This window comes from Streptosporangium carneum (assembly GCF_027922005.1).
In the GTDB taxonomy this organism is placed as follows: Bacteria; Actinomycetota; Actinomycetes; order Streptosporangiales; family Streptosporangiaceae; genus Streptosporangium; species Streptosporangium carneum.
The window spans coordinates 207,590-221,179 of record NZ_BSEV01000011.1; the positions used below are offsets into that span (position 1 = coordinate 207,590).

The 13,590-nt window shown below is 70.1% G+C and carries 12 protein-coding genes; 3 read left to right on the forward strand and 9 right to left on the reverse strand.

From position 1 onward, the window contains the following. Positions 1–83: 83 nt before the first annotated feature. Both PKF00_RS24040 and PKF00_RS24045 read right to left on the reverse strand, forming a co-directional pair. Positions 84–1,712 carry an MFS transporter gene (locus PKF00_RS24040; protein WP_271219883.1) on the reverse strand — a complete coding sequence of 543 codons (1,629 nt, stop codon included), beginning with the start codon at positions 1,710–1,712 and terminating at the stop codon, positions 84–86. A gap of 313 nt (positions 1,713–2,025) precedes the next feature. Further along, positions 2,026–2,694: a Crp/Fnr family transcriptional regulator gene (locus PKF00_RS24045; protein WP_271219884.1), complete on the reverse strand. Its 669-nt coding sequence runs from the start codon at positions 2,692–2,694 to the stop codon at positions 2,026–2,028. Positions 2,695–2,904: 210 nt separating this feature from the next. On the opposite strand from PKF00_RS24045, the gene PKF00_RS24050 reads away from it, so the two are divergent. After that, entirely contained in the window at positions 2,905–3,162 is a 258-nt protein-coding gene (locus PKF00_RS24050; RefSeq protein ID WP_271219885.1) for a hypothetical protein, read from the forward strand. 19 nt (positions 3,163–3,181) lie between these two features. Here the strand turns inward: PKF00_RS24050 and PKF00_RS24055 are convergent, their stop codons facing one another. Then, positions 3,182–5,281: an adenylate/guanylate cyclase domain-containing protein gene (locus PKF00_RS24055; protein ID WP_271219886.1), complete on the reverse strand. Its 2,100-nt coding sequence runs from the start codon at positions 5,279–5,281 to the stop codon at positions 3,182–3,184. Positions 5,282–5,526: 245 nt separating this feature from the next. Here PKF00_RS24055 and PKF00_RS24060 point away from each other — a divergent pair, with 245 nt between their 5' ends. Next, on the forward strand, positions 5,527–6,480 hold the full coding sequence (locus PKF00_RS24060) for a collagen-like domain-containing protein (protein WP_271219887.1): 954 nt from the start codon (positions 5,527–5,529) through the stop codon (positions 6,478–6,480). Positions 6,481–6,897: 417 nt separating this feature from the next. Here PKF00_RS24060 and PKF00_RS24065 read toward each other — a convergent pair whose 3' ends face one another. Together PKF00_RS24065 and PKF00_RS24070 are read right to left on the reverse strand one after the other, a co-directional pair. Continuing rightward, positions 6,898–7,083, reverse strand: coding sequence for a hypothetical protein (locus PKF00_RS24065; RefSeq protein ID WP_271219888.1), 186 nt, complete (start codon positions 7,081–7,083; stop codon positions 6,898–6,900). Continuing rightward, a complete protein-coding gene (locus tag PKF00_RS24070; RefSeq protein ID WP_271219889.1) occupies positions 7,080–7,370 on the reverse strand; it encodes a hypothetical protein in 291 nt (96 codons plus the stop codon). Before PKF00_RS24070 ends, PKF00_RS24065 begins: the two co-directional genes overlap by 4 nt. Before the next feature lie 67 nt (positions 7,371–7,437). Here PKF00_RS24070 and PKF00_RS24075 point away from each other — a divergent pair, with 67 nt between their 5' ends. Beyond that, positions 7,438–8,058 carry a TetR/AcrR family transcriptional regulator gene (locus PKF00_RS24075; RefSeq protein ID WP_271219890.1) on the forward strand — a complete coding sequence of 207 codons (621 nt, stop codon included), beginning with the start codon at positions 7,438–7,440 and terminating at the stop codon, positions 8,056–8,058. Positions 8,059–9,273: 1,215 nt separating this feature from the next. Here PKF00_RS24075 and purL read toward each other — a convergent pair. From purL to purS, 4 genes are all read right to left on the reverse strand, one after another. After that, positions 9,274–11,556, reverse strand: a complete 2,283-nt coding sequence (gene purL, locus PKF00_RS24080) for a phosphoribosylformylglycinamidine synthase subunit PurL (RefSeq protein ID WP_498073062.1) — start codon at positions 11,554–11,556, stop codon at positions 9,274–9,276. Beyond that, positions 11,553–12,236 (reverse strand): phosphoribosylformylglycinamidine synthase subunit PurQ, encoded by a 684-nt coding sequence (gene purQ / locus PKF00_RS24085; RefSeq protein WP_271219891.1) that lies wholly within the window; start codon positions 12,234–12,236, stop codon positions 11,553–11,555. Before purQ ends, purL begins: the two co-directional genes overlap by 4 nt. A 314-nt stretch (positions 12,237–12,550) precedes the next feature. Further along, a complete protein-coding gene (locus PKF00_RS24090) occupies positions 12,551–12,994 on the reverse strand; it encodes an ATP-binding protein (RefSeq protein WP_271219892.1) in 444 nt (147 codons plus the stop codon). A 174-nt stretch (positions 12,995–13,168) separates the two neighbouring features. Then, positions 13,169–13,414: a phosphoribosylformylglycinamidine synthase subunit PurS gene (gene purS, locus PKF00_RS24095; RefSeq protein WP_271219893.1), complete on the reverse strand. Its 246-nt coding sequence runs from the start codon at positions 13,412–13,414 to the stop codon at positions 13,169–13,171. Positions 13,415–13,590 lie beyond the last annotated feature (176 nt).

The window sequence follows — 13,590 nt, forward strand, 5'->3', positions numbered from 1 at the left end:
GGACCCGCGCCCGTGAAGTCCGCGCCCCTGAGGCCCGCGCCCGTGGGACCTGTGCCCTCCTGCCGTGTGAGGTCCGTGTCCTCCTACCGTGAGGCGGGGTTCCCGTCGGCCCGCCGTGGGACCGGGGCTCCGTCGGCCCCCGACGCGACAGGGTCCGAGCCGGTCATGGCGACCGGGTCCGTGCCGGTCATGGCGACCGCGGCACCGGTGGACCCCGAGGGTCCGGGCGGAGCGGATTCGGGCGGTGTGGGGCCGGACCGGGTGGGTCTGGACAGGACGGACGCCAGGACGCCCGTGAGCGCGACGGCGAACAGCACGGCGTACGTCCTCTGGAAGCCGTCCATGAGCTGTCCGACGGCCACCGGCGACACGCTGGACAGCGTCCCCGCGTAGACCTGGGCGCGCAGTTCGGGGGTGACCGCGCTGGTCAGGACGCTCAGCGTGACCGCGACGCTGAGCACGACCCCGACGTTGATGATCATCAACCGGAAGCCGTTCACCACCCCGAGGCTCCCGGACGGCAGCGCGGCCATGACCTGCGTGGTGTTCCCGGTCAGGAAGGCGCCGTTGCCGCAGCCGCACAGCAGCAGTCCCGTGCCCACGATCCAGTACGGCGTCGCCGGATCCGTGGTCAGCATCAGCATGGCCAGGCCCGCGGTGCTCACCAGCGCGCCGCCGACCGACAGCGCGTACGGGGAGATCCGGCGGCCGAGCGCGCCCGCGATCGGTGAGGCGATTCCCAGGCCGATCGGGAGCGGGAGCACGCTCAGGGCGGCGGTGACGGAGTCGACGCCCCTGGCCGCCTGGAAGTAGAGCGCGACGAGCAGGATCAGCGCCGCGCGGGCCAGCGCGCTGCAGAAGGAGGCGAGGTTGGCGAAGGCCAGCATGCGCTGGCCGAACAGCCGCACGTCGAGCACCGGATGCGACACCCTGCGCTCGACGACGAACAGGGCCGGGGTCAGGGCCGCGACGACGACGGCGCCCACGATCACGACGGGACTGGACAGCCCCCGGGACCCCGCCTCGGACAGCGTGACGAGCGCGGCCGACAGCAGGGCGAACACGAGGATGTTGCCCAGCGCGTCCACCGGCTCACGCGGGCCCCGAGGAAGCCTGTGGAGGGTGAACCCGCCCCAGACGACGGCCACCAGTGCGGGGGGCACGTTCACCCAGAAGATCCACTGCCACCCGGCGGCCTGGGCGACGAGACCCCCCAGGGTGGGGCCGGTGAGCTGGGCGACCGAGAGGGTGCCGATGTAGACGCCCATGCCCTGGCTGAGCCGGTCAGGAGGGAAGGCGTCGGTGATGATCACTGTCCCGTTGGCCAGGATCATCGCCGCCCCGACGGCCTGGATCACCCGCATCGCGATCAGGAACCAGACCCCGGGCGACAGGCCCGCCAGCAGAGACGCGACCGCGAAGAGGGCGAATCCCGCCAGATAGACCTCCTTGCGTCCGAGCAGGTCGGCCACCCGTCCGAAGAAGACCAAGGACGCGGTGTTGACGAGCAGGAACGCCAGCAGGATCCACCCCGAGGCGAACGCGTCGGCGTGGAAGTGCCTGACGACCTCGGGAAGCGCCACGTTGAGCGTGCTGCCGGAGATGCCGATGAGCAGCATTCCGAGGCTGGCCACCGAGCAGACACGCCATGCGTAGCGGAGCTTGAGGGTGTATTCGGGAGAACCTGGCACGTCCGGGGGAATGGCGACCATATCCCTCAGTGTGAACTATGCCCGTTTTCAACGACGGGGCAGGCTCACCAGGTGGGACTCAGAGACCGCCGAACTCCGAGGTCACGGACTCCGGGGCCACCGGTCTTGGGGTCACGGACTCCAAGGTCAGCGAACTCTGAGGTCGTGGTCTCCGGGGTCACGGACTCCGAGGTCAGCGAACTCTGAGATCACGGACTCCAGGTCACGGACTCCGAGATCAGCGGACCTTGAGGCCACCGGACTTCAAAGACACCGGACCCTGAGGTCACCGGACCCTGAGGTCACCGGACCCTGAGGTCACCGGACCCTGAGGTCACCGGGCGCGTCTGCGCAGTCCTTCCATGTCGTGGATGATCACGCGACGGCGGCCCGTCTCGATCAGGCCGCGGTCCCGCAGCGAGCGCAGGGCCTTGCTGACCGCCTCACGGGAGGCACCGGTCCATCCGGCCAGCTCGTCCTGGGAGAGCGGCAGGGTCACCCTGACCCCGCCGTTGACGGGCTCGCCGTACCGCTCGGCCAGCTCGATCAGCCGGGTCGCGACCCTGCCCGTGGTGTCGAACGCGCCGTACTCGATCCGTTTGCGGTCGGCGTCGCGCATCTTGCCGATCAGCGTCTGCATCAACAGGACGGCGACCCGGCCGTGCTCCCGCAGATAGCCGGGGAAGTCACGAACCGTGATGCCCTCGACCGGCTCGAGCGCGGTGACCGTGGCCGACCTGGGCAGGCCGTCGATGACGGCGAACTCGCCGAGCAGCGCTCCAGGGCCGCGCACCGCGAGGACGACCTCGGTCCCGCTCGCGGTGTGCGAGGAGACCTTGACACGCCCCGAGGTCAGCAGCAGCACCCAGTCGGCGACGTCGCCCTCGGCGCACACCGTCTCGCCCCTGTCCCACCTTCTGGGCCTGCCCACCGCGTACAGCGCGGCGACCTCCTCGGCCGTGAGCTGGGTGGCGAACTCGCCCGGCTCCGGGGTCGCGCTCATGGGCACCTCCTGGCTGGCGGCATGGCGCTGTCGATTATGCCGCCACGGCCTCCGCCACGACACGCCTCCACAGCCCACGTCATCGTCCGCGCGGGCGGTGTCATGGGACCCGTCGGTCAGTGGGAGCCGCGGGCCATGTCCGGGACGCGGCGCTCGTACATCTGCGCTGTGGTTCGGTCGCTTCACGGCGCGGGTGTGGTGGGAGGTGTCATGGATCTGATCGGCGTGGATGTGTGGCGCTCGTACATCTGTGCTGTGGTTCGGTCCTTTCACGGCGCGGGTGTGGTGGGAGGTGTCATGGATCTGATCGGCGTGGATGTGTGGCGCTCGTACATCTGTGCTGTGGTTCGGTCCTTTCACGGCGCCGGTGCGGTGGGAGGTGTCGCGGACCTGATCGGCGCGGATGCGCGGCGCTCGACACGGCGGGCATCGGTCGCGGCCGCCACTTCACCGGGGCTGGGGAGGTGACGTCCGCCGATTCGTGGCCTCACGGCAGGCGGGTCAGGACGTAGGCGTGGACGGGCTGTTGTTTGCCCTTGAGGGAGAGACCGCCCAGGGGACGCACCGTGGCGCCGGGGCCGATCAGGTCGAGGGTGCTCTGGCCGATCACGACGGTTCCCGGCTCGGCGACGCCCTCCAGGCGGGCGGCCACGTTCACGCAGTCACCCATCGCGTTGAACCCGCGCAGCTCGGGGCTGCCGATGTTGCCGACCAGCGCGAGACCGGTGTTGATCCCGATCCTGAACCTCGGGTAGCCCGGCGTTCCCGCCGCGATCTCCTCCGCCGCCTTCTGCATGGCCAGGGCCGCCCTGGCCGCGGCCGTGGCGTGGTCGGCCTGCCGGGCGGGGGCGTTGAACAGCGCCAGCAGCGCGTCGCCGACGAACTGCACGATCGTGCCGCCGTTGCCGAGGATCAGGGGCACAGCCGCCGAGTGGTAGCGGTTCAGCATCTCGACGATCTCCCCCGGCGTCGCCCGCTCCGAGAAGCTCGTGAACCCCTTCAGGTCGGCGAAGAGCGCGGTCAGCTCGACCAGCTCCCCTCCGAGCGCGGCCGTTCTCGGGTCGGCGAGCAGCGCGTTCGCCACGTCCGGGGACATGTACTGGCGGAACAGCGTCGACAACTCCTGGTAGAGCCTGGCGTTCTCCAGGGAGATGGACAGCTGGCTCGCGAGCGTGGCGGCGAGTGCCTCGTCCTGTCTGGTCCTGCCGACCGGCACCTCCAGCGCGCCCGCGAGCCGCCCTTTCACGGTCAACGGGTGGACGACCGTCCCGCCGAGCCGTACGGGGGCGTCGCCCGAGAAGTCGCGCGCGCCGTACTCCCCCGAGCGCAGGGTGATCCGCCCGTCGGAGACCAGGGCGACGCGCACGTCCCCGTAGGCGCGCCGTACCCGCTCCAGGCCCTGGGTGAGCAGCTCGCGCTCCGGCAGGCCGACGCGGGCCGTGTTGCCCAGCTCGACCAGCGCGGCGAGCCGCTCCGAGACCTCCCGCTCGTCGGCCAGCGCCTCGCCCGCCCGGTCGAGCACCGCGGCCTGGCCCTCGGTGAGCCCGAACTTGCCCGCCAGTCTGGTCGCGACCGGGACCCTTGTGTCGGCCCTGCGGCGGAGGTGGCCGACGAGCTCCTCGAGCGCGTCCTCGTACTCGTCCCTGATCCGCTGGACGGTCTCCGCCAGCGCCACCGCGTCGAACAGGCCCGCGCTGGAGCCCTCGCGCCTGAACTGCAGGTGGGCGCTGTAGGCGACGAACAGGAAGGCCAGGGTCAGCAGCACGTGCCACAACCACCATGACAGGTGCCAGTTGAGGTGGGACATCCCGGCCGCCATCGCCTCGGCCAGCAGGGCGTACGCGGTGACCAGGCTGATCAGCATGGCCGCCGGACGTCTTCGGTGCAGCTGGAACATCAACGCCGTCGCCGCGCCGTACAGCGCGATCCCGAGCAGTTCGAGGCCGCCGAGCCCGGCCCCGTGCGCGGGGGACCGGGCGCTCAGCGGGGTGAGGTCAGGCAGCAGCGAGGCGGCCGTCCAGCCGGCGAGCAACAGGACGAGGCCGCCGCGCAGCCAGGCCTGCGACGCCAGCACGGCACGGGCCGCCCGCTCGTTCAACGGCAGCGCGGAGGCGAAGGCGAACACCGAGGCCATGAGCAGTCCGACGGGCTGGGACAGCTCGAACCCGTAGTTGGGCCACTGGATGATGACCTTCGGCGTGGTCAGCCCGTGGATCAGGAAGAATCCGGCGGTGCTCAGGAAGACCAGCGAGACCAGCAGCAGCCGGGCGTCCGCCCGCCTGGCCGAGGCCTGACCGATCATGGTGCCGAGGACCACGTTGACCCCGGCCACGACGAGGATCAGCCAGAAGTGACTGAGGTTGTCCTGCCATTTCGCGTTCAGGGCGGGCCTGGCGAGCAGCAGCCACAGCCCGGCCAGGGGCAGTGCCAGGTGGATCGCCCAGACCAGGGCGCGGACCGGATGGGTGGCCGGAGGGAGGTACGGTCGCCGTCCGGCGGGTCCCGCGCCGACGGGCCGGACCCTCGCGGGCTCCCCGTTCCTCACCCGGTCTTCGAACGGCGTGGTCCTCGGGTCGTTCCTCGGCACGGCGTCCTCCGTGTCATGGGAACCCCGCGGGGCTCCTCAACGCGTCCGCCCACGCCCGGCGGGCGGGGTTCCCCCGAACGGATCCGATTATCCCGCAGACAGCTGACACGGTCAGGAGGTTCGTATACAGCGTTCTGAGGCCGAAACGTGATGTTTCGCAGGACAACCCTTGGAACGATTGAAACGTGTACTACGCGTACCACTCTCATCACACCAGACTCTGGTGTTGCAGAAAGGAAAGCCCCGTGGCTTTCAAGTTGCCGGGCGCCCGCACGCTCAGTGTCGTGGCCGTCGGAGTGCTGGCCGGAACCATGTTGACCGTGGGCGGCAGCGCCGTCGCCGCCACGGCCGGCTCCGAGATTCACGCTTGTGTGAACAAGAAGACGCGCTACGCGCGGATCGTGAATCCGTCGGCGGTGTGCAAGCCAACCGAGGTCCGGGTGACCTGGGGAAGCGGTAGCAGCAGCGAGACCATCAGCGGCCCCGGCCCCCGCGGGCCGCAGGGCGCGCCGGGCAAGGACGGCGTCCGGGGCCAGACCGGTCCGCAGGGCCCGAAGGGCGACCAGGGCGTCCCCGGTAAGGATGGCCAGGACGGCAAGCCGGGTCTTCCCGGTAAGGATGGCCAGGACGGCAAGCCGGGTCTTCCGGGCAAGGATGGCCAGGACGGCAAGCCGGGTCTTCCCGGTAAGGACGGCCACGACGGCAAGCCGGGTCTCCCTGGTAAGGATGGCCAGGACGGCAAGCCGGGTCTTCCCGGTAAGGACGGCCACGACGGCAAGCCGGGTCTTCCGGGCAAGGACGGCCACGACGGCCACGACGGCAAGCCGGGCCTCCCCGGCAAGGACGGCAAGGACGGCCAGGACGGCGCTCCCGGCAAGCAGGGCGAGAAGGGTGCCACCGGTCCGCAGGGCCCGGCGGGTCCGCAGGGTCCTCAGGGACCCAAGGGTGAGTCCGGCGGCGCCGGCACCGTCAGCGTCAGCACCGCCTCCTTCAACTTCGGCGGCCAGGGCGGCTCCAAGAGCGTGACCTGCTCCTCGGGCAAGGCCACCGGCGGCGGCTACAGCGGCGAGTCCGGCGGCTACTCGGGCTCGGGGCAGATCTACGCGAGCGCTCCCAACGCCTCCAGCGGCGCTCCGACCGGCTGGACCGTGTCCGGCAAGAACTTCAGCGGCACCGTCTACGTGATCTGCCTTTCCTGACCCCGGGAACGTGCCACGGAGGGCCTCCCGGCCAGCCCCGGGAGGCCCTCCCGTCCCCGTCCCCGTCCCCGTCCCTGTCCCTGTCCGTGGGCCGGGCGGGTGAAGCCCGCGTGGGCTCGTGCGTGTGAGGGCGAGCCCGAGGCGAACGAGCTCTCGCGGACGCGCGAAGAAGCCGTACGGCGTGTGCCGTACGTGAGACCAGAAAGGTCCCTCCCCGGGCCGCACTCCGGGAGGGGCCTTTCGCTTTTCCCGAACCGGCCGCGCGGGACGGAACGATCCTCCTCGTCCGCGGCGCGTTCACCTTCCTCGGCGAGGTCGTCACTCGCCCCGGCTGTCTCCGTCCATGGGTCCGTCCATGGGTTCGTCCACGGGTCCATCCGTGGGTCCGTCTACGGGTCCGTCCAGGGCTTCGGCGTCTCATCGGTCGCCGTCACGGGCGCCGCCCTTCCCGACCGCCTTCCAGATGGCCGCCATGCCCACTGCCAGGACGAGCAGGGCGACGACCACGATGACCCCTTTGATCAGAAAATCGGAGAGCAGGTGGCGAAGGAGCTCGGAGCCTTCGTCCCCGTCCGTCAGCGTGTGCGGCAGGTGGTCGGTCATCGGTCACCGTTCCCGCGTCGATCGTCGTCGAGGTGTCGGGCGACGGCTCGGACCACGTCCCCGGCCAGGCCTCCGCGGGACGCGCCGCGACCGGGGCGCGCGGTGTCGCGGTCGGCCAGACGCCGGGCGACGGCCCGGGCCACCGGCTCGGCGTACCGGCGGGCCCGGTCGATCCCGCCCCGGCGTTTGAGCGCCACGGCGACGGCGAACAGGATCAGGGCGAGCACCACGAGGGCGCCGACGATCACGCCGAATCTGATGAGCAGCAGGTTGAGCACCGTTTCCACGGCTCCTCCTTCTATTTATCACGGCTGTGATAAATAGAAGGTATCACAGGTGTGATAAAAAGAGGTCGTGCCCAAGCAGGTGGATCCGGTCGCCCGGCGGAACGACGTGGTCGACGCGCTGTTCAGAGTCGTCCTCCGCGACGGCCTCCAGCGGGCGTCGCTGCGCGCCGTCGCGGACGAGGCCGGACTCAACATCGGTTCGCTCCGGCACTACTTCGCCAACCAGCAGGAGCTCATGAGCTTCGCGATGCAGGCGATGCTCGACCGGGTGAGCGACCGGCTGCTGCGCCGTGTCGACGAAATGGGGGACGTGAGCGCTCTCACCCGCGAACAGCGGCGAAGCCTGACCGCCGGCCTGCTCTCCGAACTGCTCCCCCTCGACGAGACCCGCCGTGCCGAGGTCGCCGTCTTCATCGACTTCGTCGCGGCCGCCAGGACCCACCCCGCGATCGACGCCGAGCTCGCGCGCAGGTCCGCCGTCGGCACGAGAGCCCTCGTCAGGCGGATCCTCGTCCGCATGGAGGACACGGGAGCGCTTCGGCCCGGCCTGGACGCCGACGTCGAGACCGAACGGCTGAGCTCGCTGCTGGACGGCCTCAGCCTCAACACGGTGCTGCATCCCGAGGTGCTCAGCCCGGAAAAGTGCGTTCGGGTCCTTCAGGCCCACCTCGACGACCTGACCGGCTGATCGAGGCCCGTTACGGCAACGGCCGCGGCGAGCGTCGCTCTGATCTCGTGAGTCGGTTTGCCGCGACAGTCAGTGCAGTCAGGGCCTATGACGCCACAGGATCAACCTCGATGGTCGTGCGTGGCGGTCCCATGGTCGAGCTCGTCCTTCAGGATCAGAACCTGGACATCGACCAGCCGGTATTCGCGGGATGACGTCAAGTGTTCGCGCCGAACGGACCGCCGGCCCTTCGGCGGTCGAGCGGTATCACAATCACCGTGCGGCAAGGAAGACCTGCGGCGACTTCTGGGAAGAGCCCTGCCGCAAGCGTTTCGTGCTGAAGAACGACGGAAATTCAAGCTGACAGAGTTTACGCGGTCGGCAGTGCTGCGACCACTGCGAAGAACAGCGCGTCTACGGCTGCCCTGAAGTCGTTAAGGTGAGCACCCACTGGAAAGGGGAGACGGGTTCCCCGCGCACTACCGGGCGTCAGGTTTCGGTGAAGGTCGCGCGGAGTGACGGCTGTCCCCGGTGGACCAATCGGTGCCGGGACGTGCGCGACACTCTTGAACGACGCTCTCAAATGGTGTCTGCTTCCCGGCGACAAGCCCCAAGTGGCACGAGCGGCGCGCATCCCTCGGAAAGGTCCGTCCGAAGGCGGGTGGCTGCTGGAGCTTCGCGGCAGGACGATGGACGGTCAGCAGTATGTTTCGGAGTTGTTCGTGGTCCGAGCCGGGAACGAGCAGCCTCAGGCGGCTTTCGGCGTCTACTGGACAGGCCTTGGATTCGAAGGATCTCCGTTCGGCCCGGACAACACGAGGATCCCGCAGAACGCCTGCCCGGGTAGGTGATCCTTCTCTGTCCTGCGTGAACTGAAAAGGCCGAATTCGGTTGTGCGCCGGCGGCCGCCGGCCGTGCTTCGTCGACCCTGTCTCCGCGCATGTGGACGATCACGCGCCCGAGGTCGGGGAAGCCCCCTGCGAAACCCGTGGCTCCGATCTCAGGGCCGGCTTCCTCGCGACACTCGCGGATACCGCACTCGGTGACGGTCTCGCCCGTCGTGCGTCTCCCGTGGAATGGTCCACGGATCACATGACGACGCCAGGGGTGTGCGTGCCGGCCGGGGTGTCCCGGCCGGCATGGTGAGCCACTTCCCGCGAGAGGCTCGGAGGGAGCCGGTGAGGGGTACGGGGTGAGCCGTTCCCCTCACGCCTCTCGCGTTCGTCGTGACGTGGGTCAGCCGAAGATGCCCGGCAGGGTGGAGGTGTGGGTCTCCCGGAGCTCGGCGACCGGGATCTCCAGGACGTTCTCCACGACCAGGGCGTCGCCGCCGGTGGTGCCCAGGCACTGGCAGGGCAGCTCGTTGGCGGCGCACAGCTCGGCGAAGGCGTCGAAGGACTCGGGGTCCACCGTCACCAGCGCGCGGGCGGACGACTCGCTGAACAGCTCGACGAACGCGTCGCCGTCCGGCAGGACGACCGTCGCGCCGATCCCCTGGGCGAGCGCGGACTCGGCCAGGGCGATGGCCAGGCCGCCGTCGGACAGGTCGTGGGAGCCGGTCAGCAGGCCGCGGGAGGCGGCCTCGGTGAGCACGAGCGCGAGGGCGCGCTCGGCCTCCAGGTCCGCCTTGGGCGGCAGGCCGCCGAGGTGGCCGTGGGCCACGTGGGCCCACTCGGAGCCGCCGAACTCCTCCTCGGTCTCGCCGAGCAGCAGGACCTTCTGGCCCGGGGCGGTGAAGCCGCTGCGGACCCGCCCGGCCACGTCGTCGATCACGCCCAGCACGCCGACCACCGGGGTCGGGTGGATCGGGGTCGATCCCGTCTGGTTGTAGAAGGAGACGTTTCCGCCGGTCACCGGCACGCCGAGGGTCTTGCAGGCGTCGGCGAGGCCGCGCGTGGCCTCGGCGAACTGCCACATGACCTCGGGGTCCTCGGGAGAGCCGAAGTTGAGGCAGTTGGTCACCGCGAGCGGGGTCGCGCCGGTCACCGCCACGTTCCGGTAGGCCTCGGCGAGCGCGAGCTGCGCGCCCGCGTACGGGTCGAGCCTGGCGTAGCGGCCGTTGCCGTCTGTCGACAGCGCGATGCCCCTGGCCGTCTCCTCGGCTCCCGGCATGATCTCGCTGATCCGCAGCACTCCGGCGTCGGCCGGCTGGGCCAGCACGGTGTTGCCCCGGACGTAACGGTCGTACTGGGAGGTGACCCACTCCTTGGACGCCAGGTTCGGCGAGCCGAGCAGCTGGAGCAGCGTCGCCCGCAGGTCCTCGGGGCGCGGGAGGCGCGCCGGGTCGTCGGCGTTGAGCGCGGCCTGACCGGCGGGCTCGTGGAAGGGCCGCTCGTAGACCGGTCCCTCGTCGGCCGCCGTGCCCGGCGGGATGTCGACGATGGTCTCGCCGTGCCAGGTCATCACGAGGCGTCCGCCGTCGGTGACCTCGCCGATCACGGTCGCGGGGATGTCCCACTTGGCGCAGATCGCCATGAAGGCATCGATGTCGTCGGGCGTGACGACCGCCATCATGCGCTCCTGCGACTCGCTCATCAGGATCTCCTCGGGCCGCAGCGACGGGTCGCGCAGCGGTACGAGGTCCAGCCTGACGTCCATGCCGCCGGTGCCCTTGGCCGCCAGCTCGGTGGTCGCGCACGACACGCCGGCCGCGCCGAGGTCCTGGATGCCCACGACCACGTCGGCCTGGTAGAGCTCCAGGCAGCACTCGATCAGCAGCTTCTCCATGAACGGGTCGCCCACCTGGACGCTGGGGCGCTTGGCGTGCGACTCGTCCTCGAAGGTGGCCGAGGCCAGGACGGACGCGCCGCCGATGCCGTCGGGGCCGGTCAGCGCGCCGAACAGCACGACCTTGTTGCCCGGCCCCGGAGCGGTGGCCAGCTTGATCTGGTCCTTGCGGAGCAGGCCGACGCACAGCGCGTTGACCAGGGGGTTGCCGATGTAGCAGGGGTCGAAGACGACCTCGCCGCCGATGTTGGGCAGCCCCAGGCAGTTGCCGTAGTGGCTGATGCCCTCGACCACGCCGGGCAGCACCCGCCGCGTGTCGTGGGCGTCGGCCGCGCCGAAGCGCAGGGCGTCCATCACCGCGATCGGCCTGGCGCCCATCGACATGATGTCGCGGACGATCCCGCCGACGCCGGTCGCCGCGCCCTGGTGCGGCTCGACGTACGACGGGTGGTTGTGCGACTCGATCTTGAAGGTGGCCGCCCAGCCGTCGCCGATGTCGACCACGCCCGCGTTCTCACCCATGCCGACCAGCAGGGCCTCCGACTTGGGGGCCTTGGTGCCGAACTGGCGCAGGTGCACCTTGGAGGACTTGTAGGAGCAGTGCTCGCTCCACATGACGCTGTAGATGGCCAGCTCGGAGCTGGTCGGCCTGCGGCCGAGGATCTCGCGGACCCGGTCGTACTCGTCGAGCTTCATGCCCAGCTCGGCGTACGGCTGCCGCTCGTCCGGGGTGTCCTGCGCCCGCTTGACGGTGTCCAGGGTCGCCCGCTCCCGGGCCTCGTGCTCGCTCACAGGGTCACCAGCTTCTTCAGGATGGAGGAGAAGAACCCTCGGCCGTCCGTGCTCGGGGCGCCGGTGAGGTCCTCGACCGCGTGCTCGGGGTGGGGCATGAGGCCGACGATGTTGCCCGCCTCGTTGCGGATGCCCGCGATGTCGTTCAGCGAGCCGTTGGGGTTGCCCCCGACGTAGCGGAAGACGACCTGCCCGCCCGCCTCGAGGGCGTTCAGCGTCGCCTCGTCGGCGACGTAGCGGCCCTCGCCGTGCTTGACCGGCAGCACGATCTCCTGGCCCTCGGCGAAGTCGGAGGTCCAGGGCGTGGCGGTGTTCTCCACCCGGATGCCCTGGTCACGGCAGACGTAGTGCAGTCCGGCGTTGCGCATCAGCGCGCCGGGCAGCAGGTGGGCCTCGCAGAGGATCTGGAAGCCGTTGCAGGTGCCCAGAACGGGGAGCCCGGCCCTCGCCGCGGGGATCAGCTCCTCCATCAGCGGCGCGAACCTGGAGATCGCCCCGCACCGCAGGTAGTCCCCGTAGGAGAACCCGCCGGGCAGGAAGACCGCGTCCACACCCTTGAGATCGGGGTCGGCGTGCCACAGCGGGACGGCTTCGCCCCCCGCGTGGCGCACGGCACGGGCCGCGTCCTGATCGTCAAGAGTTCCGGGAAAAGTGACGACGCCCACGCGGGCAGCACTCATGACAGCGTTCCCCTCCACAAACGAGCGCCGCGCCGGCATCTCACACGTCGGACATCGGTCTGCGGCGGTGCGCCCAGGCTATCCGCTCCTGACAGGGAGGACACAACAGGGAGGTCACGCGTGGATCCGGCCGATCGCACAGCTCACCGTCCCGGCGGGACGTCCTGCCCCGCGGGCCGGGGCGATGGCCTTGACCTGCGAGGCCACGGCGGCGGGGCGATGCGGCGGACGGCGGACGCCGTACGGCTCACGCCCGGGGAGCACGTCGTGCGGCCCGCTTCCGGGGAGTGTCGCGCGGTGCGCTGTGGGGGGTTTCACACCGCGGCGAGCATGCGCTCGTCGCGGAGGAAGGCGGCGTCCTCGTCCCAGTCGAGGTGCTTGCGCAGGTGCACGGTGGTGCCCCGCCCTGGGGTGATGCCGAAGAAGATCTCGTCGACCACGGCCTGCATGATCAGGATGCCTCTGCCGTTCTCCGTGTCGGCGGGAGGGTACTGCTCGGGAACCCGCAGCAGGCCCTGCCCCCTGTCGATGATGCGGACGTCGCAGCGGCCGTACCCGATCGCCACGTCGACCTCGTAGCGGTTGGCGGGGCCGCCGTGGCGGACGGCGTTCGCGCATCCCTCGGTGACCGCGAGCAGGATGTCGGACACGCAGCTTTCCGTGACGCCGAGTGACCGCAGCGAGTCGCCCAGGGCTTTGCGGACCATCGGAATGCCGACGGCCTCTCTTGGCAGAGCCAGCGAGAACTCGATATCCACCGGGATCCCCCTCCCGAGGTCAGACGTCACCCTGTCAAGGTTTCCCCGCGGAATCCGGGCTAACCGCAAAATAACCTTAATGTTATTTAGTGTTGGTCAAGCTGTGGGATTGCGACACGCTCAGAGGGTGATCTACCCGGACGTAGGGAATCTACCTACGTGATAAGTGAGAATTTAGGACTCTACGGTAACCCGGTAGTCCTCGATCACGGTGTTGGCCAGCAGGGTCTCGGCCATCTTCCGCACCTCCGCGAGGGCCTCCTCGTCGGCGGGGCCTTCGAGCTCGACCTCGAACCGCTTGCCCTGCCGTACCGCTGAGACACCCGAGAAGCCGAGCCGCGGCAGAGCACGGGCGATCGCCTGGCCCTGCGCGTCGAGAATCTCGGGCTTCAGCATGACCTCGACGATGACGCGCGCCACGGTGTTCCTCCTGGTTGCAGCGGGGACGGTTCGGCGCATCAAGGGTAACGGGCTCCGGGGGCTGTTCGTCTCCGGGTCCCGGCGCGTCCGCGACAGGCCCGTCGGCGATCCGCCGGGACCCGCGGGTTCGTGCGTATCCACCTGGGATCCGCGAGGGTTCGTGCGTATCCACCTGG